Here is a 24374-nt window from a genome sequence, read left to right as displayed (position 1 = left end):
TATTATCCTTAACGCTTAAATTGCTTCAGCTTTTTACGCAGGTGGTCTAACCTTGCATAAACAGCACCCGTTGCCAGTCCTACAATCGGGGCACTCTCTTTTGTAGAATAGCCCTGCATTTTCAGCAGAACGATTTGCAGAGTACGCTTGTCCACCGTGAGCAATACCCAATACAGATTTTCATTTTCGATTTCATTGAACAAATCGGAAAAACCGTCTGTTGGAATTAAAATCTGCTCGGTCATAGATGCGGAGCTGCTCGAGCTCCTCTTTGCCATGGTTATTATGCCATTCTTTGTTTCCTCCAATCTGAACTTTTTGAAAATCCAGATTGAGAGGTGGAGAACGACAGCCGACAAAATACGACAAACAAAAAACCGCAAAGGTTGTCAAACCAATGCGGCTCTGAAAATCAAAGCCGCCGATGCATGAAAATATGTCTGCTCTGCGACGGCTTTTTTCTTTGCCGTCATCCGGCAGATTGTATTAGATACTTTAATTAAGCTATTTATTTGTCAGTTGTAGGTTAGGTTTAGATACTCTGGCAGTTCAAGGTTCTTTCGGTACAAAAATAACAAATAGAATATAAAGTAACAATCCGCTTCCGTATGCTACAATAAGTCCGAAACAGAGCAGCCGTACTATTTTGGGGTCTACTCCAAAATAGTTTGCCAGACCGCCCAGACCCCGGCAAGCATTTTTCCTTTTCTAACTCTATATAGTTTTTTCATTATGTTTATTTCCTTTCCTGCTGCGATTTAGCCCTGCCAGAATAAAGAACGAAAGGCAACCACATAACAATAGAACCCCGAAACTTACAATCCAATTTGAGGTAGTCGTTTCATAATATCCCGAAACGCCAAAAATGGCTGTTATGGGATACAATGTTTTCGATGTGTTCGACATACTCATAAACAAGCCTGCAAAGGAATAGATTTCAGCCATCACCAATGCAAGCCAATAACTTTTTTTCAAATATGGCACGATTGCAATAATAGGTGAAACGGCTAAAAATACACCCACACCCTCTATTAAGTACATCTTCAAGAAGTCAAAGACAACTTTCATTGATAAGTCTGAAAAATGCAGAGCAGCTTCTATCGAAAATGTAATTGCAAAGAGCAGCAAATAAACCAAGATACTAAAAATGAAAGCAACAATCATCTTTGCAGCCGTTAATTTTGCTTCATTCACCGGAATAAGCCGTAACGATTTCATGGTATCGTCTTGTTCTTCGCGGCAAATCATATAGCTTCCTAAAAGGGCGATAACAGCGGGAAGCACAAACATGGTTGCCCAGACCTGTGTGATTGTCATATACCAACCAAAAGTATCCGTCGTTAATTGCTCGGCAGTTACGGTCGTTATGCCGCCTACAAAGACAATGACAGCTATCAAAATGGTTGCAAAAATTGTGAACAGAATGATACTGGAGCGACGGAGTTTTTGAAATTCCGCCCATAATAATATTCGCATTTTTTCACCTTACTTTCTCTTTCCTAACTTGATATTTACAAGCAGAATAGAAGCAGCCACCCATAAGCCAATACTAACAAGAGCAAGTGGAACGCTATTTTGCGGGAGCGTGAGCTCCGAAATGGCTCCGTTTCTTGCAATAATCACACTTATACAGGAAAGAGGGTGCAGGCAAGAATTGACTGGTGTTATTAAGAACCCGGCTAAAACGTAAATCAATGTAATGCAGATTGGAAGAATATAGCCTTTCTGTAAGGCGGATACTGCCAATATCGGCAATACAGCAAGAGCAGTCAATACAGCGATTTCCAAACTTCTTTCCAAAAGAAATGCGATACTGCCCCAGCCAAAGGATACATAGTTAGGAATTACGCTGAACAATACGGAAGCAAGTGCGTTAATCAGCATAAAGCCGATAGAATAAATCAGCACCACAAAAAACTTGCTGAAAAAATATCCCATTTTACTGACTGGAACAATCCAAAGCTGTTTTAACATATCATATCTGTTTTCGTCGTGCATAAGCATAGTCCCAAACAGACCTAAGATGAAAGGCAGGATTATAAACAGCGTAAATCCAAAGGCAGACCACTTGTAAAAGTTTGCGGGGGCAATATCTGTCTGTCCCAAATAGCCAAAATACAAAAATGCAAAGAACGGCATGATAAAGGCAGACAGCAGCATAAGCCATATAAGTTTTTTGCGGCGCAACTTACAAAATTCAATTTGAACCAGTTTAAGCAATACCCTCACCTCCTGTGATTTTTTTGAAATAATCTTCTAAGGTATCGTTGCAAAGACCTGAACTGATAACCGTTATGTCCTGCAAGATAAGGGTTTTGTTGATTTCTCCCATATCCAAAGAAGTGTCATAAATCCGTAGGGTATGTTCATCTTGAACGGAGTAGTCTTTTACATGGAATTGACGTTCTAAGGTCAGTATCGTTTTGGGAACGTCCGAAACCTGCAACAGAATATATTTGCTGTTCCGTTTTTCTAATTCACTCATGCTGCTTTCTTCTAAAAGAACGCCATTGTCAATAATCCCTATATCATCTGCAAGCAATGATATTTCTGAAAGGATATGACTGGAAATCAGGATTGTTTTCCCATGCTCTACACTTAATTTCTTGATAAATTCCCGTACCTCTGCAATACCGATAGGGTCAAGTCCGTTTGTGGGTTCATCTAAAATCAATAACTCGGGGTCATGGAGAATAGCGTTGGCAATGCCAAGACGCTGCTTCATACCAAGGGAATATGCGCTGAACAGCTTTTTATCTTTGTAAGGCAGCCCCACTACTTCCAATGCCTTTTTTACCGCATTAGGGGCGGCTGTACCGCGCAGCTTTGCAAAAATCTGCAAATTTTCCGTTCCGGTCAGATTAGGATAAAACCCCGGCGTTTCGATAATGGCACCGATACGGGGATATATCCTTTTTTCCTGTCCCTCAATATTCTGCCCGAATACGGCTACTTTGCCGGACGTGATAGGGATCAGCCCCAAAATCATTTTCATAATGGTTGTCTTGCCTGCTCCATTGCGTCCAAGCAGTCCATAAATTCGCCCTTTCTTCACATGAAGATTGACTTTGTTTACTACGGTCTGCCTGCCGTACTTTTTAGTCAGTTGCTTTGCTTCAATCGCAAAATGACTCATATAGAAATTCCTCACTTTCATTAACTAATTCTTGTAAGAGGGTAAACCAACGGAAGAACCATACCCTTTACAATTAGAATTATACGGCACGAACCTTGCCAAAACCTTGCCGTAACCTTGCTTTTATCTTGTTTTCATAGCAAGAAAGCCCTGTGGATTACAGAGCTTTCGGAAGTGATATGATAAATTCTGTCCCCTTGCCGGGGGTACTGTCTGCGGTAATCGTTCCTTTATGAACCGCAACAAGCTCCTTTGCAATCGCTAATCCTAAACCGTTCCCCTTTGCAGAACGGGAATGGTCGCATTGATACAACCGTTCAAAGATATGCGGCAGATTATCAGAAGAAATACCTTTCCCATTATCCGCTATGACGATTTTCGCTTTCTGCCTGCTTTCAACGATTTGCAGCGTCATTTTGCTGCCCTCACTATGGGTAATGGTGTTTTGCAGCAGATTATTGAGAATACGGGTATAAGCGTTTATATCTATTCGTACCGTATATTCTGTTTCCGGTATCGTAAATTCATACTCAAAATTACTGCTTTCTAAAACAGGAACCCAATCCGCTATGATATTGCGGGTCAATTCGTTCAAATCCGTATTTTCAAAGTGAAAAGCCTGCTCGCCAGAGTCCAGTTTTACCCATTCAAAAAGGTTTTCAACGAAATGCTTTAGGTGCTGCGATTTTTCATAGGCAACATGAAGATATTCGTCTTTTTCTTTGCCCGTCACAATGTTGCTTTCGATTGCTTCCAAATACCCCACCAATGAAGCAAGGGGCGTTTTCACGTCATGGGACAGGCTTGTTATCAAGCGTTTATATGCCTGCTCCGATTGCTTCTGATGAATGAGCTGCGTTTGACTGCTGATAGCAATTTCATTTATGTCGTAACAAATCTGTTTTGTCATATCATTTTCCTGTGCTAAAACACGGCGGTTTAGATTGCCGCGTTTCAAATCTTCCAAAGCATCCTTAATAAAGGAAATCTGTTCCCGGACACGATACAGCTTTAGGACAAGATAGAAAATAACTGCCAATGCAAAAACAAGTCCCACAAGAAGATAACTGTTTATATCCATGCTCAAGCCTCCTTGTTGAAGCGGTACCCAACGCCACGAACCGTTTGAATGTAAAACGGTCTGTCGGGGTCTGGTTCAATCTTTTTCCGCAATTTGCTGATGAAAGACATAATGTTGCTGTCGTCAAACGCATATTCTTCTTCCCATACCTGCATATAAATCTGCTTTTTGGTAAATATGCGCCCTTTATTGGAAGCAAGAAATGAAAACAAGTCAAATTCCTTGCTTGTAAGTTCAATAGGAACATTATTGACTGAAACTATCCGATTTCCTTTATCAATCACCATACCTTGTAAAATGATACAGTCCGTATCTGTCGCAGAGGTGGGGTTTAAGGTAGTATAACGGCGTATCAGTGAATTGACACGCGCCATAAGCTCATTGATACTAAAAGGCTTTGTCAGGTAATCATCTGCTCCAAGCCGAAGCCCGAAAACCTTATCTTCCTCGCCGCTTTTTGCTGTAAGCATAAGTACGGGCGTATTGCTGGTTTCTCTGATTTTTTTCAAAACTTGAAAGCCGTCAATGTCAGGCATCATCACATCTAAAATAATAAGGGAAAGAAAACTATCACTTCTGTTATCTTCAACAAGGCGTAATCCCTCCGTACCGCTATGTGCAACCATAGCAGAAAGATTTTCCTGCTCAATACACTTTTTCATAAGAGCGCAAAGCTCCTTATCATCATCTATAATCAAAACCGTATTCATGTTGTCAGCTCCTTTCCTTGTTTTGTCCTGCCGTCAACAGGCTTTTCTGCGTCCTTTGGTATCAGCCATACACGATTTACATTGATAACACCGTCAATCCGTTCTTCTTTGCATAAACGTTGCACCCGCCGAGCAGATATATTCCACTTATTTGCTGCTTCTTGTGCAGTTAGATACTCAAACATTTCTGACCTCCTAATACGTATTGAACATATTATATCCGTTTGAGCGAACAATATCAAGTAACCAAATATGAACTGTTTATCATCCGAAAAGCATAAGCAGAGCTTTTACGCTCACCTGCCCTATCCAGAAACTATCAGCATTGATAATGTAACGCTTTTCAATGTCGAAGCACTTTATTTAAACAGGTCGCAAAGCATAAAAAATGACGGATAAGGTGCTATCCCTACCCGCCACGATTTTATAGTTATAAGCGTTACATTACTTTAGACCAGATGATTTCCCCGTTCACAATCTCCCCGTTCACAATCTCCCCGTTCACAATCTCCCTCGTACAAACCCTTATGATATTCATTCCTCCTGTCTATTCTAGGGTGTTTTTTTCCTTTAGCTGTTCCTTTTTTAAATCAGCCCACCTGACAGCGTTTCTTTGCCTGTTTCAGCTTGCTTTCGTTGGATTTTCCACTCCGCACCGAGTTTACAAGCGAAGATTAATATTCATGCTGGTTTGACTGTATTAAGTAACAGAAATAGGAGAGACATGTTTTTTGTCACATCTACAATGTAAATATGTAAGAGTAAAACTGATGGGCTTTTATTAGATAATTTCATATGATGTTAATTGGGCAGACACTGTCTACCCAATCTGTGCTAGGGCCGGGAGAAATCAGCCACCCACAGTCGCTTAGACTTTGAAAGAAAGTCATATTTGTAACTTACCAAATACCAGAATAAGGAGAAAAAGATAATATTGACGATATGGTATATGTGCCATATAATGATGTTGGAAAACACACGGAAGAAGTATGGATAAATTTACAATCGAGTTTTATGAAAATACTACAAGAGTGTTATATTTCTTCTACTATGATGGTAAAATAATACTGACAAATGGGTTTGTAAAAAAGACGCAGAAACCCCCTAAATTAGAGATAGAATGTGCGAAGACATATCGAGATGATTATATTGAAAGGTCTGATAAGAATGAAAAAATTTGATGACTTTTTAGAAGAACAGATGCAGAATCAGGAATTTAAAAAGGAATATGATGATTTACAGCCGGAATTTGATGTGATAAGAGCAATTGTTGATGCAAGGACTTCTCAGAACCTTACACAGAAGCAACTTGCAGAAAAAACGGGTATTCTAAAGCGACAGGCGTACTATTGAATGTAGTGGTACGCTTGTTTATGTTAGATAAAACAATAACTGAAAACCAGAGAAAATAAGGAGTTTGAGAACATGATAAAAATACTATTCGTCTGCCACGGCAACATCTGCCGTTCCCCCATGGCGGAGTTTGTTTTCCGCAACATGATACAGAGCCGTGGCCACGGCGGCTGGATATCGGCCGCATCCTGCGCCACCAGCCGTGAGGAGCTGGGCAATCCGGTGCACTGGGGAACGGTACAGAAGCTAAAGGAGCACGGAATCCGCACGGACGGCAAATATGCGGTACAGCTCAAGAAAAAAGATTATGACGACTATGATTACATTATCGGTATGGAATACCGGAACATCCGCAATATTGAACGGATTATCGGCAGCGACCCTCAGTACAAGGTGCATAGGCTGCTGGACTTCACGGACAGCCCGAGGGACATTGCAGACCCGTGGTACACGGGCAATTTTGACCGTACGTATGATGATGTGGTGGAGGGCTGTGAGGCGCTTCTTCTCCATATTCTGGAGCACGACACATAGATCTGGCTGAACAATGGGCCGCTTAGAGAAAAGCGGTATAGACCAGCACCACCAGTGGAATACTGATAACGGAGAGCAACGTTGAAAGAATGATGGTCCTTGCGCACTCGTTGCCGTCCATTCCATTCTGTTGTACGAGCATCAGATTTATGTTTCCTACCGGCATGGCCATAAGAATCAGATAAGTCTGGCAGAGCGTTTCGGAAACGGGCAGCAGTTTGAGAAGGAAGGCGCCGATGAGCGGAATGGCAAACAACTTCCAGAAGCAAAAGATATAGCGGCTCCTGCTGGTGAACAGGGCGGTGATGTGTTTTTCCATCCCCAAGGTGACTCCGATTACAAGCAGAGACACCGGAGTTGTGGCGTTTGCTAGATGCATCAGGCTGTCGCTTAAGGGCCCGGGGATTTGGAAGCCGGATAAAAATACAATGAAAGTAGCGGCGCAGGCTAGGGTACCCATGTTGACACAAGGCTTTAGCGCCGTCAAGGTTTTCCTGCTGAAAAGGTTCTTTAGGCTCAGGCGGGAATTTTCTTTTTTCTGCAGAAGGAAAGTTCCGTAACTGTAGAGGAGCAGATTATATTCCAGAATGAAGACTGCCACGTAGATGAGTTTCTCCGAGCCCAACAAAGCTTTGATGACGGGAATTCCTACAAAACCTACGTTGCCGAAAACGTACATCAGGTGCTGGATTTTCTTTTCTGGCTCGGCAGCCTTTACAAAGCGAGAGAGTAACCCGGCTGTGGCGATTAAAAATATAAAAATGCCTGCGGACACGGCAAACAGCATGGGCAGGGAGTCTTCCGTCCGGACTGCGGCGTTGCCGAGTACGCTTGAGAATATCATCGCCGGATTAAAGACATTGACGACGAGGCGGGAGAGGCAGGCGCTTCCGGAGGAATCGATAAGCCCACGGCGCTGGCATAGGAATCCGGCCATCATCAGTAAAAATATGACAAACATTTGCTGTCCTGCGGTCATTACATTCATTTTTTCGTTCCTTTCTTTGCTCAATACTTTTATTATACTGTAAACCTCGTTTTTCACAAGAAAAATTTAGATTTTTTCATTGGCATAGCACTTTAGAATAATCTATGTTATGATGTTCATGCGGGATTTTTGGGGAAACAAAGGAGAGGAACAATGAAAAATAAGATTAATTTTAAAGAGTATTTGACGCTGGTCGTGGGGATGTTCATTATTTCAGCAGCGGTATATTATTTGATGATGCCGAGTAAAATAGTGGTCGGAAGTATTTCTGGTCTGGTCATGGTAATGTCGAACTTTCTTCCGTTCAAGATTTCGACGATGACATTTGTGCTCAACATGGTGCTTTTGCTTCTCGGCTTTATATTTATCGGAAAGGATTTTGGGGTCAAAACCGTAATTACATCTATCCTTCTTCCGGTATTTTTAGGGATTTTCGAGGTCGTGACGCCAAAGGTTCCGATGCTGACGGACGACCCGCTGGTGAACACGATATGTTATGTCCTTGTGGTGAGTTTTGGGCAGGCGATGTTGTTCAATGCCAATGCGTCCTCAGGAGGCTTGGATGTTGTGGCGAAGTTCATGAACAAGTATTTCCACATGGAGATTGGAAAAGCATTGACGATTATTGGATTTTTGACGGCAGCGAGCTCTGTGTTTGTCTACGATAGAAAGACATTGGCGATCAGCCTGCTCGGCACTTATTTGTGCGGCATGGTTTTGGACAACTTTATTGATGGATTCAAGATCCGCAAGCGTGTCTGTATACTGTCTGGGCAATATCGTGAAATTCAGGACTTTATTGTGCATGAACTGCACCGTGGGGCGACATTGTATCCTGCCTACGGTGGATATGACAATAAGGAGAAGACAGAAGTGGTCACGATTCTGACACGGACGGAATATGCACAGCTGTTAAATTATATCCATAAGGCGGATCCTAAAGCGTTTGTCACGGTATCTACGGTCGGCGAGGTCATTGGTGAGTGGGGAAATAATCAGAGAAGAGGAGCAAGATTATGAGAGAGAGCATATTGCTGATTAATTTTCAGGATAAAAAGAAGCTGAGAGAGATCCAGATGATGGCGATGGCGGTCAAGCTGCGTATGAAGCTGGTGGATAAGAGCGACTATTTACAGCCTGTCGGATATTTGGCTGGGAATAAGGAGATTCCGCCCGTAGATGCCCGGTATGAGGGGGAAGAGTTGGAGCAGGAGATGATGGTGTTCGCGGGGCTTACGGAGGATCATCTCAATCAAATGCTGTTCCTTATGCGAAAGAGCGGGATAGCTCCAGTGAACTATAAGGCGATATTGACAGACACGAACAAGAACTGGACTGTGCCGGAGCTTTATGAGGAGCTTCAAAGGGAGCACGAAGCCATGACAAAAAAAGAAGGCTAATCATATTTCGGCTGATTCGAAAAAATGGACAACAGTATGGATTTACCATTACTTTGTCCATTTTTTTTATTTGTGTTTATGGTCTAACTAAATCAATCTAAGCTTTTTCGTTCAATGAAGTACCATAAATGTACAGTGCGGGCACAACAAAACTAATTAAAAAACTAAGGACGCTTACCGCGATAGAGTCCCCCTGCAAAACAGAGTCTATAAGATTGCTTAGGGCCGCAATTATGCTTATTGCCAAAACAACCTTTCCCCATTTCTTTAAAGACGGAGCGGCCTCTTTCAAATTGCAGCCCTTCACTCCTTTTACGCCTGCTATCATTTGAAGTACAGCTGCGACAGTATAGAGCAGACAGATTACAACGAATAGCCATCCTAAGTTCAACTCTGTTTTTACAGTAGCATATCCAAGCAAGATTCCTGCAATTGGGTATACAATAAAACAAAGAATGGAACTGATAATCAATAATACACTTGCAATTTTAATATAACTTTTACCTGGCATATTTTGCCCTCCTCTTTTTGTAAATTATACATTATCTCTTGGTTATTTTAATACTTTCAAAATGAAAAAACATCGGTAATGTGGGGGTGATTAGACAAATATGTGAAGATAATGTTATACTTATTTTGCAATGCGATAAAGTTTTGGATTTTACGGAGGATAAAAATGGAAGTATTGAATACAATTCTTCAGCGTAATAGACTGACAGAGCTGGCTGAGACGGACGCTGATAATCGGATATTATATATACAGGCACCGGCTGGATATGGAAAAACGGTGTTTGCTAATCAGTGGATGCAGGTGAAAAAAGAGGCAAATGCTTTTGTAGCGCTGGATGAATATGATAATACAGTGGCCGATATTTGTGGTAAACTGGCGGGAGCGCTGGAGGAGATGTGGACGGAGGGGCCACCTGCCAAGGCATTGACATACATAGCTGGTCCGGATTTTAGCAAAGCCCCGACAGAGTTTCTAATGAAAGCGGCCGCGGCTATACCGAAGGGAAGCAAGGGACGTTTGGTAATTGATGATTTACATTATATAACGGAGTATTCTCTTCAGAAATTGTTGGCAGATTTTCTTTTGCGGCTTCCGCAGGGTATCAGAATATGCCTTTTAAGCAGAGCGGATATCCCTTCATCGTTTGGAGGGCTGATATTGAGAAACAGTATTACGTTCATTCCCGGGAAACAGCTGCTGTTTAACAGTTCGGAAATTTATTTATTATATAAAAGCAGGAAGCTTACTATCACGGAGAAGCAGGCGGAGGAAATCTGTGTTTACACGGAAGGATGGCCTATCGGAATCAATGCGCTGCTGCTTATGGAGAAGATACCGACAGAGGCTTGCGCAAAAGATTGGCTGGAAGAATTTTTGGATACACAGATTTGGGAAATGTGGGATGAACATTTAAGAGAATTTATGATAGCTGTATGTATAGAGGATGAGCTCACAGAAGGGTTGTGCAATGCTATGACTGGGCGTACAGACAGCCGTAAACTGTTGGAACAGCTGGTGGATGGTGGGGTGTTCCTGTCTAAGCAGCGAGGAGGAACCTATCATTTTCACAAGCTTTTTCAGAATTTTTTAAAAAGTAAGTTTTACAAAAAGCCGCAGGAATACCGTGATAGTCAAATTAGGGCGGCGGGGAGATGGTATCTGGAGCAAAATGACTTTTATCATGCGGTAGTAAAATTTTCTTCTATCAAGGATTATGAACAGATAGCCGAATGCTTTGATTTGCTGGAGAAGGTAGCCCGCTCTGAATTTGACACGGAGCAGGTGATGCGTGCGGTTCGCAGCATGCTTGATACGGAGATTCCAAAACGGTATCCTTTCCTGTATTTTATGCTGGCTTTTACTGCCCGCAATGAAGGAAGGCTGGAAAAATTTATAGAGTACGCAGATCAATATTACAAAAACTATCCTCAGATTGTGGAGCGTAATCCGGAGCTCTCGCACAATATATTTTTCTTGTACGCCATGGATTATCGGGTCTCGTTGACCGATATTGCAAAATGGGCTGCCAAAGCCCAGATATGCTGTGAGTTTCAGGGTGTGCGTGGTTCGGCAACCTTATGTTTTCCTTTTTACCATAAAGCGTATCGGGATTTTTCGGAGCTTCTTCCTGGAGATATCAATGAGAGGGTAGGAGAACTGGAGAAGACGCTAGGCCCGCTTTTGGGAGAAGAGTCCGGTATGCTTACAGCTTGTGCCTCCGGAGGACTGTATTATGAAATGGGGGATTTACAGAGGGCACAGGAGCATGCGCTGCTTGCAGTTTCTAAAATGCAGAAGCAATTCGCGCCAGAATCTAAATTCTGCGTACTGTCCCTGCTGCTGGAAGTTGTTCGGGCCCTTGGACAGTCGGAACAGGAGAATGTTATCCATAAGAATATCGAAAAAATGATTGAGGAGGACGGAGCATTCTATCTTCAATCTAATTTTGACGCGCTTATTTGCAGTGGCCGTCTAGAAAGGGGCGAGGCGGATGTGGCCAAAGAATGGCTAGAATCCAGAGGAACGGACGTCTATGGAGAGCTGGATTTTTTTGGGCTTTACCGTCATTTCACCACGGCAAGAGCATACATGGCGCTAAAAGAATTTAATCATGCCATTATACTGTTAGAAAAGATTCTGGAGATGTGTACAGTCTTAAAGCGGCGGACGGATGTTATGGAAGCAAAGATATTACTGGCTGTTTCTTTTTGGAACAAGAAACGCAGGAATCGTGAAAAAGCGCTGGCATATTTGACGGAAGCCATAGCGGAAGCGCAGCGTCTTGGCTATGAGCAGGTCTTTGTCAACGAGGGAGGCGAATTGAAAAATATGTTATCCACTCTGAAGAACTGGTCGATGCGCGGGGACTATGACGGTGTCCTTCTGGATGAATTTGTGAGAAGGCTGTATATTAAAGTTGCCGAAAAAGCCGAAAGCGGCGGTGGGCTTTGCAGGCAGGAGAGTAGAGAGGGTGTTCAATTCACACAGAAACAGAAGAGGGTGGCGGAATTGATGTGCAAGGGATACAGCTACCGCAAAATTGCGGAGGAAATGGGGATTCAGTTTTCAACAGTGCGCTCCCATATAGAGCTTATATACAATAAATTAGACGTTTCTACTATGGATGAGGCAATTTTGAAAATGCGGCGGCTTCATATTGTAGATGAAGATTGAACATATAGAAAAGGACAGTTCAGTTTTTTGGTAAAATACCCTCACGTTACCGATGCGCTATTCGATAAAATATATTAAAATACAACAAAATATGCTGTTGTTCGGCGGAGAGAGAAAAGGGAGGGGCTATATGCTTGGAATGGATCAGATTTTTATGGCATTAATTATGATTATGGGAGTTATTATGATAATAACCAATAAGCCGTTGCTGCTTAGAAAGGAAAAGTATACGGAAGAGTCGTTGAAAAAGTATCCCAGACCGGCGGGTATTATGATATTTTTGCTGGGAGCGTGTGCCTTGGGGACGGTCTATTCACTCCGTCTTCTTGGCGAGGATAAGATCAATGGATGGATTGTGGTTGCGCTTCTTGTGGCTACTGCCCTATGCATCGTGGGCAACATCATAATTGTAGTAAAGGTATTAGTTAAGAAGTAAATGGATTCTTTACGCTGCCAGCATAACGCCGGCGATTAAGAGAGAGGTACAGCATGATAGAAATCAACCATGTAACAAAAAGATACGGAAAAGAAAAGACGGCGGTCGCTGACGCTGTCTGGAATGTACCGGATGGAAAAATCACTGGTTTTATAGGGCCAAACGGGGCAGGCAAGACCACAACGCTCAAGATGATTACTGGTGTTCTGAAGCCGGATTCTGGCGCAATACTGATTAATAATATAGATATTGTAAAGAGTCCATTGAAAGCAAAGGAACAGTTTGGATATGTTTCCGATACGCCGGACAATTTTTTGAGGCTGAAAGGTATAGAATATCTAAACTTCATGGCGGATATATATAATGTTCCATCCGATAAAAGGAATGAATTTATTGACGCTTATTCCAAACGCTTTGGCATTGAACAATCGTTGGGCGATAAAATACTGAGCTATTCCCACGGTATGCGTCAGAAAATAATGATCATGGGGGCATTGATTCACAGTCCGTCAGTGTGGATATTGGACGAACCCATGACAGGACTTGATCCGCAGGCTTCGTATGAGCTTAAGCAAATGATGAAAGAACATGCGGCAAGCGGGAAATCCGTTCTTTTTTCTACACATGTACTGGAGGTAGCGGAAAAGCTGTGCGACAATGTTGTGATTATCCGTAAAGGGGAAATTAAGTTTATGGGCACTTTGGATGAACTGAAACTACAGTACCCGAAAGACATGGGTCTTGAAATGATATTCTTGGAGCTTACTGGCGATGGAAAAGACAATTAAATTGGTATCTGTCCTGCTGAAATGTGGTCTGGGTTCGGGAGGGGCGGATGATAAAAAGAAAATAAACGGCAGAACGTTGGCGAATCTATTGTTACTGTTATGCCTTTTACCAGTCCTTTACTACCTGTTCCGGGGAGGGGTTTTTATACAAAGAGTGTTCGGCGGAATAGATGGGGGTGGAAGCATCCTTGGCTTCCTCCTTTTTGTAGTATCCATAGTGATATCCGGTACGGGGATTGCGGCCTGCATTAATAGTTTCTATCTGTCTTCTAATCTGAACAGTCTGTTGGTCATGCCCTTTACAGCGGGGCAGATTACAGGCGCAAAGTTTATTGTAGCGGCGTTGTATGAATATGGAATCAGTCTGACGGTACTGTTTCCAGTATTGGCTGGATTCGGTTATGCGGCCAAAGCCCCGGCAGGTTATTGGGTCGGAATGGTTTTGGCTGTTCTTTTAGTACCACTGGTTCCGCTTGTTTATTCTGCGCTGGTCGCAATGATTGTAATGCGTTTCTTGGGGCGTGCCAAAAATAAAGAACGTACGACGGCGTTGGGAGCCATCGGGCTGTTTTTGCTGACAGGTTTCTATAATGTTATAAGAAATGTTACGGGTGGTATGAAGTTAACTGATATAGAAGCGGTTGTGGAGCATCTTGCGGAGACGCTTAAGCGTTTGAATATGATATTTCCTGATATTCCGTTTCTGCTCCGCGTCATGATTAAGCAGGATATGTTATCTATATTGTGGCTCTGCATCGTTGTTGCTGCTGCGATGCTTGTGTTTCGTCTTATTGCCGGATGTTTATATCTTTCCGGAGCAGTCGGCCTGCAGGAGACATCGGCTTCACATAAAAAGATGAGCGAAAGGCAGCTGCGGAAGGAGAACCAGCATGTCGGCATTGTGCGGAGTTATACTAGAAAAGAATTACGCACAGTATTGCGTACTCCGGCCTATTATATGAGCTGTCTGTTCCTTACTTTGGGGTGGCCGTTGATTTTAGTTCTACCGTTCTTCTTTTCCGAGGCGGAAAAGAGCGAGGCATTGAGCATTGAGAAGTTGTTACTTGGCTCGGAATCGACAGCCTACTATATCTTTCTTCTGTTTTGTATCGTATTTGCCGTCACGAGCTTTGTGGCAAGTCTCAATGGAATTGCTGTGACGTCCATTTCCAGAGAGGGGAAAAGCTTTTTAGCCATGAAGCAAATCCCGGTTTCCTTAAAAAAGCAGTTGAAGGCTAAGCGTAATGCGGCTCTTGTGGTCTGCTGGATAGGAAGCGGCGGTTATATGTTAATCGGTATAGTTTTGTTGATTATTTTGAAAGGACTTCCCTGGTGGTCTGTAATCCCCATATTGATATTCAATCTACTTCTTCTGTATATCATTGTGGATTTGGAAATGATATACGGATTACTCAACCCCAATTTGTCATGGGAAGGGGAAGAGCAGGTTGCCCACAGCGGGCGAATTGGATTTGTACTTTTTCTCATAGGGATTGTACTTGAATGTATTCTGGTTTTCGGAATAAGCGGGCGAGTCAAAGCTCTGACATGCAGACCGTGGATTTTTATGAGTGCTGTGTGCGGTATCTTGTTGGCTGTAGCCGTTCTAATCGACCAAGTCTTTTATTTGTATGGGGAAAGGCGTTTGCAAAAATTAGAATGATTTCTGCCGGTGGATACAAGGTTGAAAGAATTCGACATATTAAGACAATGGACATAAAAATCTGGCAAATCAAACACTTGTATGATAAACTGTTTCTGTGAATGGAAATAGGAAGGGAAAGAAGTATGAAAGATACAGTGACGGTTCCCGCAGTGGAGAGAGCGCTAGATGTAATGGAATATTTGGCCGGAAGCACGTCTGCCAAGACTTTGAAGGCATTGACAGAAGATTTGGGCATCCCGTCTGCCTCGCTGTTCCGCATCATCAAGAATCTGGTGGCCAGAGGATATGTGATGCAGGTCAGTGAGCGGCCGCCTAAATATGTGTTGGGGCACAAGATTTCGCAGTTGTCGGCTTCCTACGCGGATAAGTATACGATTGGAAATATTGTAAAGCCATTTATGGAAAAGCTATCCAAAGAGACGAACCAGACAGCGCAGTTTGCGGTGCGCAGAGGTAATGAGTTCATCTACATAGAGCAGGTATTGTCCGCTGCTCCGGTTAATTTTATAGCCCATCTCTACACATCTATGGCAATCAATACAAGTGCCGGCGCGAAATGCATTCTGGCTGAGATGCCGGTAGAGACGCAGGAAGTATTTTTGAAGGGGGCAGTGCTTGAGCGTAAAACAGAGCGGACAATTGTAGATAAAGCAGACATGCTGGAGGAGCTGAGAAAGACAAAAGAGCGGGGCTACGGCATGGATAATGAGGAGTTCAACTGGGGAATCGGATGTATTGCTGCTCCGGTCTTTGGTTCTGACGGCGAATGCGTCGGTGCTGTGGGCATTACAGGAAGTATTGATGATTATAAAGACCCGGTAAATTTCGAGAGGTTGAAAAGGCTTGTGATAGGTACGGGGAAAGCTATATCTGAAAAAGTGAATGGACAGCAGAAGGAAAACTAGAAATTATTTTCGGCAGAGTGATGTAAAATCACTCTGTTTTTTTGTGCACAACTGTCAAAACGCACATAAAAAGACGGAAAAATACACAATAATATTGCAAATTGACGGACGATGTGATAGGATAAAAGCATAGAATTTCAAATAAGAAATAGCAATTTCATATATGAAATGTGGTCAACCCGAAGGAGCATGAAAAGGAGGAACAAAACAATGGTGAGAAAACCAATTTTAGGACTGATTGGATTTTCGGACGGAGATCCAGAAGTACATGAGCAGTTAAAGGATATCGTACAGGCTCAGGTGGATGTCATTGAGGAAGAATTAAAGAAAGATGGAACGGTGGATGTCATCGTTGCGGACCGGCTGGTAGATACAGCAGAAGCGGCGAAAGAAGAGGCGGAGAAGCTGAAAGCAAAAGGTGTGGACGGAACAATCTTTTCTTATGGAGTATTCGCGTTCCCTAATTTTTCTGCCATAGCGGCGAAAAACGGAAAGGGGCCTTTCCTTCTCGCGGCGAACTTGAATCCGGATTGGCCGGGCATGGTAGCCATGCTGGCAGCCGGAGGAGCGCTGCACCATCTGGGAATTGAACATTTCCGTGCCGCAGGGGACTTCCGTGACCCGGCAGTACTGGGCAAGATTACAGAGTTCGGGAAGTGCGCCAAGGTCGTATCCTCTTTGAACGGTCAGAAGTATGGACTTCTAGGCGGACGAAGCCTTGGCATGTACAGTTCCACAGTCAGTATGCAGGACTGGGAGAGACAGTTTGGAGTGGACGTGGATCATATGGATCAGTCAGAGATTGTGAGAAAAGCTGCGGAGGTGGACGACGAGCAGGTGGAGAAGGCATTCCGTTGGCTGAGTGAGAATGTGGGGGCGATTGAGTATGACGGCGACCGCCTGACGGAGGAGAAACTGAAAGAGCAGATTCGCCATTATGAGGCTACAAAAGCGATCGTAAAAGAAAACGGATATGACTTTATCGGCGTCAAATGCCACTATGAAATGAGCCGTCATTATTGTACCGAGTGTCTCAGTGCTGCGTTTATGAACGACCCTTATGACTGGGACGGGCCGAAGGAGCCATGTGTGTGTGCCTGTGAAGCCGACTCTGACGCGGCGCTCACTATGCAGATATTGAAGCTTCTCACCAATGATCCGGTAATCTTTATGGATATCCGCCATTATGACGCGGAAAATGATGTGATGATTTTCTGCAACTGCGGTTCTCAATCTACATATTACGTTACTGGAACAGACGATTATAAAGCGAACCTTGCCAAGACAACCTTATATCCATGTCTGGAGATTTATGCGGGCGGCGGATGTCATGTGAACCTGCAGACAAAGCCGGGGACGGCCACGATTGCTAGACTCAACAGGTATGAAGGCAAATACCGTATGACTATCATCCCCACAGAGTTCGTGGAGATGCCGAAGGAGAAAGAGGCGGAGACGACAAAAGAATGGCCGCACGTTTTCGCAAAACTCCCATTTGACCATGAGATATTTTTGGATAAGTTTGACGCCAACCACTGCCATGCCGTGTACGGAAATCATGTGGAAGAGTTGAAGATGATTTGTAAAATGTTGAATATCGACGTGGAGATGCTGGGGGAAGAATAAATACTGCTTTGTGATGAATTTGTATTCCGGCCGGATGCAGATAAAAAAAGTGGGTGACCACCAAAAAGGAGGAAATGAAATGAAAAAGAAACTGATGGCAGTGTTGCTATGCGCCATGATGGTTGTCGGTCTGACAGCTGGGTGCGGTGACAAGAAAGAGGAGACAAAACCGGAGAAAAAGGAAACGACAAGTTCCGGTAAGGAAAAACTTCAAAAGGACGGAAGCCCTGCCAAAGAGGATTTACATTTTGGTATGATTTTACCGTCACTGGGACATGAATTCTGGAATAACTGTCTGACGCTCTCTGAGCAGGTTGCGGATCAACTGGGGGTCAAGATCACAACTTATAACTGTGAAGACAGTTCAGACAAGTGTGCGGAGTACATTGAGACTGCCTGTAACTCAGGCATTGACGGCCTGATTTTTGTTGCCTACTTCGACATGGGGCCAAAATGTCTGGAAACTGCAAAAGCAGCGGATATACCGGTTATCGTAATCGATGCTTATATTCCGGAAATTGCGCCGGGTGAGCAGGGATACGACAATTATCTGGCATTCATAGGGCCATCCGACGAAGAGTCAGGATATCAGATGGCTTGTGCGTTGTTTGACGGTATGGAAGCAAACGCAGACGGCGAAAAAGTTGTGGGCGTTGTGAACGGAACAGCAGGTTCTACTGTTGCGGTTGACAGAAGGGCCGGTTTTGAGAAGGCTTACAAAGAGTACACCGGCAAAGGCGAAAAGATTACGATCGCTGGTGAGGTCACAGGAGATTTCGTCCGTGATAAATCTCAAGAAGTTACCGAGTCTCTCCTGCAGGGAAATCCTGACATCAAAGGTATCTGGGCAGCCAACGGCGGAACAGGTACAGGCGTTTTGGCAGCGGTTCAGTCACTGGGCTACGTGCCAGGCGAAGATATCAAGATTGTCTGCATGGACTTAAATGAAGAGAACGTAATGAGCGTAAAAGACGGAAAGATGCTGTTTGACGTAGGTGGACATTGGCTGCAGGGCGCATTTGCAGTGACTATGATGTACGATTACTTAAATGGTTTCGACCTTCCGGCTGACCGGAATGTTAAGCTTACACCGATTCCGGTATTCCAAGACGATGTAGATGATTTCTTATCTGTATTCGTTGACTTCCTGCCTCCATATGACGCGGAAGAGTATTCACGTACTTACAATCCGGATGCTTCACCGGAGCCGCCGGCAATTACATACTAAGATTAAAATTTAAGCAGAGCAAGATTTTAGAAAGGGATGATATGTGCATTCTTCACGGAATGCACATCAATCCCTTTTCTGAAATTGAGGATAGGAGTGAAGCAAGTGAATTTTACCGTTAAAAATGTAAGCAAACGATTTGGCCCTACAGTTGCCGTTGACAATGTAAGTGTGACATTTCGCTCCGGAGAGATCAGAGCCATTGTAGGCGAGAACGGCGCCGGGAAATCCACTCTATTGAAAATTGTATCGGGTATCCACAAAAAAGATGAGGGAGAGGTGCTCTTGGACGGGCAGCCATTTGAACCGAGCAGTTATGTAGAGGCGGCTATGTCCGGTGTGGCTTATGTATTTCAGGAAACGACCATCAATCCGTTTTTAAGTATTGCGGAGAATATTTATATCAACCGTCTTCGGGAATTCAGAAACCCGGCAGGACTAATAAACCGAAAAAAATTAAACGCCGCTGCTCAGAAGATTTTGGATGAAATAGGAGTTGACTTTAAGGCCACAGATCCCATACAGACGCTGAATCTCGGACAGTGGAAGACAATAGAAGTGGCAAGAGGGCTTGCCTATGATCCCAAAGTTATTTTCTTTGATGAATCAACTGCATTCCTCAATTACAATGAAGTAAAAGCATTCCTTCATATTGTAAAGAGGCTCAAGGAGCGGGGGATGGCAATCGGTGTCGTTACGCACCATATGAATGAGATTTTTGAGATTGCGGATACTGCCACAATCATGAAGGACGGAAAATGGGTCACGGATAAAGTTATCAGTGAAGTGACACAGGAAGAAATCCAGCAGCTAATGGTTGGAAGAAAACTATCTACGATTTATCCGGAAAAGAAGAAGAGTCTTTCCGGCGAAATCGTATTGAAGGTGGAAGGGTTGTCTGCCGGGGATAATCTGAAGGACATCACCTTCGAACTGCACGAAGGCGAGATACTAGGAGTAGGAGGCCTGAAGGGCTCCGGAGGAGACGAGTTTTTGAGCATACTTTTCGGCGATGAAAAAGAGACTGCCGGAAAAATCTGGGTTAAGAATAAAGAGTATTTACATAAAAATCCTCACGACGCCATGAAGGCAGGATTTTCCCTGCTGCCGGGAGAGAGGACATTGGAAGGTCTGATTACGACCTTTTCTATAAAAGATAATATCAACATGGGAGCAATGAAGAGAAAGGGTATCTTTATAGACAGAGTAAAAGAAAAAAAGACAGCCGACGAAATGATAGAAAAAGTGACTATCAAGACCAACTCTGGCGAAATGCCCTGTGATTCATTGAGCGGCGGAAATATGCAGAAGGTTGTGATTGCAAAATGTCTTGCCACAAATCCCAGAATTCTTCTGCTTAATAATCCAACACGTGGAATTGATGTGGGAGCGAGATTGGAGATTTATACAGTTATCAGTAATCTGGCAAAAGAGGGCATGGCAATTATTATGCTGAGCGAAGACTTGGGAGAATTGATCGGGCTCTGTGACCGCACTATGATTCTCAGGCGGGGTGAAATGAGTAAAATGTATGAATTTGATGAAGTTCCTACGGAAGAAAGTATGATTACTTACATGTTGTAAGGGACAATGAGGAGGAGAAGACTATGAAGCTAAATTTAAAGGAGCGGATGAAGGGGAAAGCGTTCCGCGATTATTTTCCCATTATATTTCTTGTTGTAATGTGCGTTGTGTTCGGATTCATGAACAACCGCTTTTTTTCATGGAATAACTTTACAGTTATTTTGGTTCAAGTCGTGACACTGCTTGTATCGGCGATGGGAGCTACTTTCGTCATTATGACGGGCTCCATTGACTTGTCGGTGGGCTCAGTCTTGGCTTTTTCCGCTGTTGTGACCGCGCTGACCGTGCCGCGGTTTGGCATTTTTGCCTTTGTTTTTGCAATCATTGCCGGCGGCCTGTGCGGACTTATCAACGGAATCGTATTCGCGGTGGGACGTGTTCCGTCCTTTATCACTACGATGGGAACTCTGACCGCGCTGCGGGGCGTAGTTTTGATTCTGACACAGGGAGTGCCCATTCAAATCAAGGACCAGAAGTTTCTGAAAGTTTTTGCAGGAAGAGCTTTTTTTAATATTCCAAACACGGCATTTTTCATGGTGATAATTGTAATTATTTCTTATATTATTCTTGAAAAAACTCCATTTGGAAAAGAAGCCAGAGCGGTAGGCGGCGGAGAACGTGTAGCGGCGCTGGCCGGAATTAAGGTCGTAAAGACGAAAATCCTTGTGTACGTGTTCGCCGGAGTCATGTTCGGTATAGCCGGGCTGCTGCAGAGCGCGCGTGTGCTTGCGGCCACAGCTACATTGGGCGAAGGATTTGAGCTGGATGTAATCGCGGCGGTCGTAGTCGGCGGGACACCGCTGTCCGGCGGCGTGGGCGGCATCGGAGGAACGATTCTGGGAGCGTTTATCATCCAGATTCTCAGCAATGGCATGAACATGATGGGGCTTTCCCCATATCTGCAGAGTATTGTAAAAGGATTTGTACTTGTATTGGCTGTGTTCATCAGCATTGACAGAAAAAAGAAAACGGAAACTAAGTAAATAATTTATTAGATATCAAAGGAGGTTTTGGTATGGAGTACAAAAAAACACAGGTGGATGGTCTGGAGCTATCAAGAGTAGGTCTCGGTACTTGGGCAATCGGCGGCGGAGACTGGGGCGACACGAACGTTGAGGAGGCAGTGCAGACAATAAGAAAAGCGCTTGACATGGGCATCACGGTAGTTGATACTGCCCCGGTATACGGGCAGGGCCATTCCGAGGAGGTCGTGGGGAAAGCACTCTCTGAGGGCGGATACAGGAACAAGGCGGTTCTGGCTACTAAATGTGGACTGAGCTGGGACGCAGAGGGCAATGTTTACCGCGACTGCCGTCCGGAGACGATACGCAGAGAAGTAGAGCTGAGCCTAAAACGGCTTCGCACGGACCACATCGATTTGTACCAGATTCACTGGGCGGATATCAAAGTGCCCTTTGCGGAGACTGCGGGAACGATGATGGAGCTGATTAAAGAAGGGAAAATACGGGCAATCGGTGTATCCAATATGTCCAATGCGCAGATGGACGAGTGGCGGAAGACTGCGCCGATTCACACACTGCAGCCGTCCTACAATATTTTGGAGAACAAACTGTTTGAAGATCAGATACCTTATTGTCTGGAAAATGACATCAATGTACTCTCTTACAGTTCACTCTGCCGTGGCATGCTCTCCGGCAAATATTATGTGGGCATGAAGTTCCGTGAGGGAGATATGAGAAACGAGACGGATCCTAAATTTCAGGGTGAGAACTTTGCCAATCATATTGCGGCGGTGGATGAGTTGAAGGAGTACGCAAAACAATTTGGCAAGACGGTATCAGAGCTTGCGGTGCGCTGGGTGCTGGACAAGGGAGTTTCCTGCGCTCTTTGGGGAGCCAGAAATCCTGCCCAGCTGGATGACATTCCGGGAGTACTGGGATGGTCGCTGACACCGGAGCAGTGTCTTGAGATGGAGGCCATCGTGGCAAAACATGTACCGGTACAGGTTGGGAAAGAATTCTTGACACCGCCATACAGAGAGGACTAGTATTAACATAACAGGAGGACATAAAAATGCAGAGAATTTTGAACGACCCGGATCATATTGTGGATGAGATGCTGAAGGGGTTTTTGAAGACTCACAGTGATATCGTGGAGAAGACAGACAACCCCAGAGTGGTAAAGGCTAAAAATATCCCGGAAGGAAAAGTAGGGGTGGTGACTGGAGGCGGTTCCGGGCACAAGCCCGCCTTTGTCGGATACTGCGGCAAGAATCTGTGCGATGCGGTCGCGGTAGGAGAAATCTGTTCTTCCCCGACTGCGGCGGCTTTTCTGGACGCTTTCAAGGCGGCAGACGGCGGAAAAGGTGTGGCCTGTCTCTACGGAAACTATTCCGGGGACAACATGAATGTGAAAATGGCTGTGAAAATGGCGAAAAAACAGGGCCTCACGGTGAAAACGGTGGTGGCCAACGATGATGTAGCGTCTGCGCCGAAGGACCAGAGAGAAAAACGGCGGGGCGTAGCGGGAGAAGTCCTGATGTGGAAGGCCGGCGGCGCAAAGGCCGCGCTGGGAGGAAGTCTGGACGAAGTAATCGCGGCTGCACAGAAGGCAATCGACCATACACGGAGCGTTGGAATCGGTCTCACACCTTGCACACTGCCGGCGGTAGGGCATCCTAATTTTGAGATTAAGGACGGTACCATGGAAGTGGGTATCGGGCACCACGGAGAACCCGGAATAGAGGTCTGCCCGCTGGAGACCGCAGCGGAGATGGCAAAGCGTATGGTAGAAATCGTGGTACCGGATTACCCGTTTGAATCCGGAGACGAGGTGGTTGTTCTTGTGTCCGGTCTGGGGGCGACTCCGGTTATGGAACTGTATGTGCTCTATGATGAGATTGACAAAATCCTTGCGGAGAAGGGAATCAAAACCTATAAAGCTTATGTAGGGAATTATTTTACCTCTCTGGAAATGATGGGGGCTACCCTCACTGTTATGAAGTTGGATGATGAGCTGAAGGAGCTGATTGATTTGCCGGTCAACAGCATGGGACTAAAGCAGTTTTAGGAAGGAAGAAGGAAGAATGAATACATTTTATAATGCAGACGGAAAACCAGTACTTTTAAAGATTGTAAAGGCAATTCAGGAGAACAAAGCTTATCTGGGCGAAGTGGACGGCCTGATCGGTGACGGCGACCACGGCATGAATATGAACAAAGGGTTCAGCGTGTTCGAGGAGCGGTTTCAAGACGAAGAATTTACCTTCAGCGAAGGGCTGGATGAACTAGGCATGATTCTCTTAAATGAAATTGGCGGTTCTATGGGGCCGATTTACGGTACTATTTTTATGGATATGGCGGAGGCCGGTGAGGAGTTCGAGGAAATACAAGTAGGGCAGCTTGCCGCTATGCTGGAAGCCGGGCTTAACGGTCTGTGTGAAATCGTGGAGGCTAAGGTCGGTGATAAGACGCTGGTAGATACCCTTGCCCCGGCGGTAGAATCACTGAAAAAGTCGGCATCCGAGGGCATCGGCTTTGCGGATGCCCTGAGCGCTATGAAAGCGGCTGCTGAGGCGGGCAGAGACTCTACGAAAGATATGGTGGCCAAATTTGGCCGTTCCAGCCGTCTGGGAGAGCGTTCCCGTGGAGTGCTGGATGCAGGGGCTACATCCTGCTGTATCATACTGTGTGCCATGGCGGACGGAATGATAGAAATGCTTAGATAATTTGTGAACAAGAAAATGGGGAAAGCATGGGGGATATGACCCCGAAGGCTTTCCCCATTCTGTGTGT

Annotated in this window: 25 protein-coding genes and 2 pseudogenes; 17 read left to right on the top strand and 10 right to left on the bottom strand. The window is 44.5% G+C overall.

What is annotated here, in order from left to right; all coding sequences use genetic code 11:
- Positions 1-8: 8 nt before the first annotated feature.
- From BN6465_RS18225 to BN6465_RS18195, 8 genes and pseudogenes are all read right to left on the bottom strand, one after another.
- Positions 9-309 (bottom strand): annotated as a pseudogene (locus BN6465_RS18225) (hypothetical protein).
- A 240-nt stretch (positions 310-549) separates the two neighbouring features.
- The gene (locus BN6465_RS21650) at positions 550-675 is read right to left on the bottom strand and encodes a PspC domain-containing protein (protein WP_408605617.1); all 126 of its coding nucleotides are present in this window, start codon (positions 673-675) and stop codon (positions 550-552) included.
- A gap of 39 nt (positions 676-714) precedes the next feature.
- Positions 715-1476 (bottom strand): ABC transporter permease, encoded by a 762-nt coding sequence (locus BN6465_RS18220; protein ID WP_066737889.1) that lies wholly within the window; start codon positions 1474-1476, stop codon positions 715-717.
- A 9-nt stretch (positions 1477-1485) separates the two neighbouring features.
- Positions 1486-2229, bottom strand: a complete 744-nt coding sequence (locus BN6465_RS18215; protein ID WP_330384841.1) for an ABC transporter permease — start codon at positions 2227-2229, stop codon at positions 1486-1488.
- The gene (locus BN6465_RS18210; RefSeq protein ID WP_082891783.1) at positions 2213-3136 is read right to left on the bottom strand and encodes an ABC transporter ATP-binding protein; all 924 of its coding nucleotides are present in this window, start codon (positions 3134-3136) and stop codon (positions 2213-2215) included. The genes BN6465_RS18215 and BN6465_RS18210 overlap by 17 nt, the downstream gene beginning before the upstream one ends.
- A 157-nt stretch (positions 3137-3293) precedes the next feature.
- Positions 3294-4217, bottom strand: a complete 924-nt coding sequence (locus BN6465_RS18205) for a sensor histidine kinase (protein ID WP_066737884.1) — start codon at positions 4215-4217, stop codon at positions 3294-3296.
- 2 nt (positions 4218-4219) lie between these two features.
- Positions 4220-4927 (bottom strand): response regulator transcription factor, encoded by a 708-nt coding sequence (locus tag BN6465_RS18200; protein WP_066737882.1) that lies wholly within the window; start codon positions 4925-4927, stop codon positions 4220-4222.
- Positions 4924-5112 carry a helix-turn-helix domain-containing protein gene (locus BN6465_RS18195; protein ID WP_066737877.1) on the bottom strand — a complete coding sequence of 63 codons (189 nt, stop codon included), beginning with the start codon at positions 5110-5112 and terminating at the stop codon, positions 4924-4926. The genes BN6465_RS18200 and BN6465_RS18195 overlap by 4 nt, the downstream gene beginning before the upstream one ends.
- Before the next feature lie 804 nt (positions 5113-5916).
- Between BN6465_RS18195 and BN6465_RS18190 the strand changes: the two genes are divergently transcribed.
- The 3 genes and pseudogenes from BN6465_RS18190 to BN6465_RS18180 all read left to right on the top strand — a co-directional run bounded on the left by BN6465_RS18190 (position 5917) and on the right by BN6465_RS18180 (position 6814).
- Positions 5917-6108 (top strand): type II toxin-antitoxin system RelE/ParE family toxin, encoded by a 192-nt coding sequence (locus tag BN6465_RS18190; RefSeq protein WP_082891782.1) that lies wholly within the window; start codon positions 5917-5919, stop codon positions 6106-6108.
- Positions 6095-6256: pseudogene (locus BN6465_RS18185) on the top strand (helix-turn-helix domain-containing protein); the annotation flags it as partial. The gene BN6465_RS18190 and the pseudogene BN6465_RS18185, both read left to right, overlap by 14 nt.
- A 96-nt stretch (positions 6257-6352) precedes the next feature.
- Positions 6353-6814, top strand: a complete 462-nt coding sequence (locus BN6465_RS18180) for a low molecular weight protein-tyrosine-phosphatase (RefSeq protein ID WP_066737875.1) — start codon at positions 6353-6355, stop codon at positions 6812-6814.
- Between the two features lie 22 nt (positions 6815-6836).
- Here BN6465_RS18180 and BN6465_RS18175 read toward each other — a convergent pair whose 3' ends face one another.
- Positions 6837-7802, bottom strand: coding sequence for an AEC family transporter (locus BN6465_RS18175; protein ID WP_066737874.1), 966 nt, complete (start codon positions 7800-7802; stop codon positions 6837-6839).
- A 153-nt stretch (positions 7803-7955) separates the two neighbouring features.
- Between BN6465_RS18175 and BN6465_RS18170 the strand changes: the two genes are divergently transcribed.
- A complete protein-coding gene (locus tag BN6465_RS18170; protein ID WP_066737872.1) occupies positions 7956-8822 on the top strand; it encodes a YitT family protein in 867 nt (288 codons plus the stop codon).
- Positions 8819-9202, top strand: a complete 384-nt coding sequence (locus BN6465_RS18165; RefSeq protein WP_066737864.1) for a DUF3783 domain-containing protein — start codon at positions 8819-8821, stop codon at positions 9200-9202. The genes BN6465_RS18170 and BN6465_RS18165 overlap by 4 nt, the downstream gene beginning before the upstream one ends.
- A gap of 97 nt (positions 9203-9299) precedes the next feature.
- On the opposite strand, the gene BN6465_RS18160 is transcribed toward BN6465_RS18165, so the two are convergent.
- The gene (locus BN6465_RS18160; RefSeq protein ID WP_066737861.1) at positions 9300-9713 is read right to left on the bottom strand and encodes a hypothetical protein; all 414 of its coding nucleotides are present in this window, start codon (positions 9711-9713) and stop codon (positions 9300-9302) included.
- A gap of 165 nt (positions 9714-9878) precedes the next feature.
- On the opposite strand from BN6465_RS18160, the gene BN6465_RS18155 reads away from it, so the two are divergent.
- From BN6465_RS18155 to dhaL, 12 genes are all read left to right on the top strand, one after another.
- A complete protein-coding gene (locus tag BN6465_RS18155; protein ID WP_066737859.1) occupies positions 9879-12386 on the top strand; it encodes a LuxR C-terminal-related transcriptional regulator in 2508 nt (835 codons plus the stop codon).
- Positions 12387-12516: 130 nt separating this feature from the next.
- Complete coding sequence (locus tag BN6465_RS18150; RefSeq protein ID WP_066737857.1) at positions 12517-12822, top strand: hypothetical protein; 306 nt, start codon at positions 12517-12519, stop codon at positions 12820-12822.
- 53 nt (positions 12823-12875) lie between these two features.
- On the top strand, positions 12876-13610 hold the full coding sequence (locus BN6465_RS18145; protein ID WP_066737855.1) for an ABC transporter ATP-binding protein: 735 nt from the start codon (positions 12876-12878) through the stop codon (positions 13608-13610).
- Positions 13594-15273 (top strand): putative ABC transporter permease subunit, encoded by a 1680-nt coding sequence (locus BN6465_RS18140; RefSeq protein WP_066737853.1) that lies wholly within the window; start codon positions 13594-13596, stop codon positions 15271-15273. Before BN6465_RS18145 ends, BN6465_RS18140 begins: the two co-directional genes overlap by 17 nt.
- A gap of 125 nt (positions 15274-15398) precedes the next feature.
- Complete coding sequence (locus BN6465_RS18135; RefSeq protein WP_066737851.1) at positions 15399-16181, top strand: IclR family transcriptional regulator; 783 nt, start codon at positions 15399-15401, stop codon at positions 16179-16181.
- 210 nt (positions 16182-16391) lie between these two features.
- Complete coding sequence (locus BN6465_RS18130) at positions 16392-17807, top strand: L-fucose/L-arabinose isomerase family protein (protein WP_066737849.1); 1416 nt, start codon at positions 16392-16394, stop codon at positions 17805-17807.
- 79 nt (positions 17808-17886) lie between these two features.
- A complete protein-coding gene (locus BN6465_RS18125) occupies positions 17887-19035 on the top strand; it encodes a substrate-binding domain-containing protein (protein WP_199882861.1) in 1149 nt (382 codons plus the stop codon).
- Positions 19036-19140: 105 nt separating this feature from the next.
- Positions 19141-20619, top strand: coding sequence for a sugar ABC transporter ATP-binding protein (locus BN6465_RS18120; RefSeq protein WP_066737845.1), 1479 nt, complete (start codon positions 19141-19143; stop codon positions 20617-20619).
- A 23-nt stretch (positions 20620-20642) separates the two neighbouring features.
- Entirely contained in the window at positions 20643-21602 is a 960-nt protein-coding gene (locus BN6465_RS18115) for an ABC transporter permease (protein WP_066737843.1), read from the top strand.
- A 32-nt stretch (positions 21603-21634) separates the two neighbouring features.
- On the top strand, positions 21635-22627 hold the full coding sequence (locus BN6465_RS18110; protein ID WP_066737841.1) for an aldo/keto reductase: 993 nt from the start codon (positions 21635-21637) through the stop codon (positions 22625-22627).
- A 26-nt stretch (positions 22628-22653) separates the two neighbouring features.
- Complete coding sequence (locus BN6465_RS18105) at positions 22654-23649, top strand: dihydroxyacetone kinase subunit DhaK (RefSeq protein WP_066737839.1); 996 nt, start codon at positions 22654-22656, stop codon at positions 23647-23649.
- A gap of 16 nt (positions 23650-23665) precedes the next feature.
- On the top strand, positions 23666-24307 hold the full coding sequence (dhaL, locus tag BN6465_RS18100; RefSeq protein ID WP_066737837.1) for a dihydroxyacetone kinase subunit DhaL: 642 nt from the start codon (positions 23666-23668) through the stop codon (positions 24305-24307).
- Positions 24308-24374: the final 67 nt, after the last annotated feature.

Source organism: Bariatricus massiliensis (assembly GCF_900086725.1).
Lineage (GTDB): Bacteria > Bacillota > Clostridia > Lachnospirales > Lachnospiraceae > Allocoprococcus > Allocoprococcus massiliensis.
This window is presented reverse-complemented; position numbering and strand designations above follow the sequence as displayed.

What these genes read in the sequence shown, in the direction of transcription:
- BN6465_RS18220 (WP_066737889.1), bottom strand. Translation starts at nt 1,476, where the DNA reads ATGCGAATATTATTATGGGCGGAATTTCAAAAACTCCGTCGCTCCAGT.
- BN6465_RS18210 (WP_082891783.1), bottom strand. Translation starts at nt 3,136, where the DNA reads ATGAGTCATTTTGCGATTGAAGCAAAGCAACTGACTAAAAAGTACGGC.
- BN6465_RS18205 (WP_066737884.1), bottom strand. Translation starts at nt 4,217, where the DNA reads ATGGATATAAACAGTTATCTTCTTGTGGGACTTGTTTTTGCATTGGCA.
- BN6465_RS18200 (WP_066737882.1), bottom strand. Translation starts at nt 4,927, where the DNA reads ATGAATACGGTTTTGATTATAGATGATGATAAGGAGCTTTGCGCTCTT.
- BN6465_RS18195 (WP_066737877.1), bottom strand. Translation starts at nt 5,112, where the DNA reads ATGTTTGAGTATCTAACTGCACAAGAAGCAGCAAATAAGTGGAATATA.
- BN6465_RS18190 (WP_082891782.1), top strand. Translation starts at nt 5,917, where the DNA reads ATGGATAAATTTACAATCGAGTTTTATGAAAATACTACAAGAGTGTTA.
- BN6465_RS18180 (WP_066737875.1), top strand. Translation starts at nt 6,353, where the DNA reads ATGATAAAAATACTATTCGTCTGCCACGGCAACATCTGCCGTTCCCCC.
- BN6465_RS18175 (WP_066737874.1), bottom strand. Translation starts at nt 7,802, where the DNA reads ATGAATGTAATGACCGCAGGACAGCAAATGTTTGTCATATTTTTACTG.
- BN6465_RS18170 (WP_066737872.1), top strand. Translation starts at nt 7,956, where the DNA reads ATGAAAAATAAGATTAATTTTAAAGAGTATTTGACGCTGGTCGTGGGG.
- BN6465_RS18165 (WP_066737864.1), top strand. Translation starts at nt 8,819, where the DNA reads ATGAGAGAGAGCATATTGCTGATTAATTTTCAGGATAAAAAGAAGCTG.
- BN6465_RS18160 (WP_066737861.1), bottom strand. Translation starts at nt 9,713, where the DNA reads ATGCCAGGTAAAAGTTATATTAAAATTGCAAGTGTATTATTGATTATC.
- BN6465_RS18155 (WP_066737859.1), top strand. Translation starts at nt 9,879, where the DNA reads ATGGAAGTATTGAATACAATTCTTCAGCGTAATAGACTGACAGAGCTG.
- BN6465_RS18150 (WP_066737857.1), top strand. Translation starts at nt 12,517, where the DNA reads ATGCTTGGAATGGATCAGATTTTTATGGCATTAATTATGATTATGGGA.
- BN6465_RS18145 (WP_066737855.1), top strand. Translation starts at nt 12,876, where the DNA reads ATGATAGAAATCAACCATGTAACAAAAAGATACGGAAAAGAAAAGACG.
- BN6465_RS18140 (WP_066737853.1), top strand. Translation starts at nt 13,594, where the DNA reads ATGGAAAAGACAATTAAATTGGTATCTGTCCTGCTGAAATGTGGTCTG.
- BN6465_RS18135 (WP_066737851.1), top strand. Translation starts at nt 15,399, where the DNA reads ATGAAAGATACAGTGACGGTTCCCGCAGTGGAGAGAGCGCTAGATGTA.
- BN6465_RS18130 (WP_066737849.1), top strand. Translation starts at nt 16,392, where the DNA reads ATGGTGAGAAAACCAATTTTAGGACTGATTGGATTTTCGGACGGAGAT.
- BN6465_RS18125 (WP_199882861.1), top strand. Translation starts at nt 17,887, where the DNA reads ATGAAAAAGAAACTGATGGCAGTGTTGCTATGCGCCATGATGGTTGTC.
- BN6465_RS18115 (WP_066737843.1), top strand. Translation starts at nt 20,643, where the DNA reads ATGAAGCTAAATTTAAAGGAGCGGATGAAGGGGAAAGCGTTCCGCGAT.
- BN6465_RS18110 (WP_066737841.1), top strand. Translation starts at nt 21,635, where the DNA reads ATGGAGTACAAAAAAACACAGGTGGATGGTCTGGAGCTATCAAGAGTA.
- BN6465_RS18105 (WP_066737839.1), top strand. Translation starts at nt 22,654, where the DNA reads ATGCAGAGAATTTTGAACGACCCGGATCATATTGTGGATGAGATGCTG.
- dhaL (WP_066737837.1), top strand. Translation starts at nt 23,666, where the DNA reads ATGAATACATTTTATAATGCAGACGGAAAACCAGTACTTTTAAAGATT.